Genomic DNA, 495 nt, shown 5'->3' with positions numbered 1-495 from the left:
AGACAATCGCGCCATTGATCAGCTCTGAAGGAAACTGGCCGAAGTTTACATCGCGGCCGTCACTGCCTGACGAGATTTCGCGGCCGTTGAGGTAGCTCGCACCCAGGAATGCGCCGAGCCCGCGAATGGATAGTTCTGATGCACCGCCTTTAAAGCGGTCGGACGTAACGCCGACAATTCTCTCGAGCGTTTCAGCAACTGACAAATCCGGAAGATCGCCAATGTCCTCGCCCACAATCGCATAGCCGATAACATCAAGCTGACGCTTTGTTTCCAGCGAGTTCTCAATCGTACGCGCGATTTCGCCAGTAACAATAATTTCGTCCTGGACTTCCTCTTCCTGAGCAGCTTCGTCTTGCGCGAATGCAGCGCTCGGCACAGCGAGTGTTACGACAGATGCGAGCAGAGCTGCGCGCAAATGAGAACGCGAGACAGTCGCCCGCGGCGTGGCCAATTTGATCATAGTTCTCCTCCCAATAGCCTTGACGGCTTCGG

The 495-nt window shown here is 55.4% G+C and carries 1 protein-coding gene; it reads right to left on the bottom strand.

Going from position 1 to position 495, the window contains the following annotated elements:
• A partial coding sequence (locus I6A82_RS14415) for a TonB-dependent receptor plug domain-containing protein (protein WP_198095667.1) occupies positions 1-463 on the bottom strand: 463 nt, incomplete at its 3' end.
• Positions 464-495: the final 32 nt, after the last annotated feature.

The sequence above is a fragment of the Novosphingopyxis sp. YJ-S2-01 genome (assembly GCF_016093175.1).
GTDB classification, from domain to species: domain Bacteria; phylum Pseudomonadota; class Alphaproteobacteria; order Sphingomonadales; family Sphingomonadaceae; genus Novosphingopyxis; species Novosphingopyxis iocasae.
The sequence above is the reverse complement of the archived record's forward strand: the minus strand, read 5'-3'. Positions and strand labels throughout refer to the sequence as shown.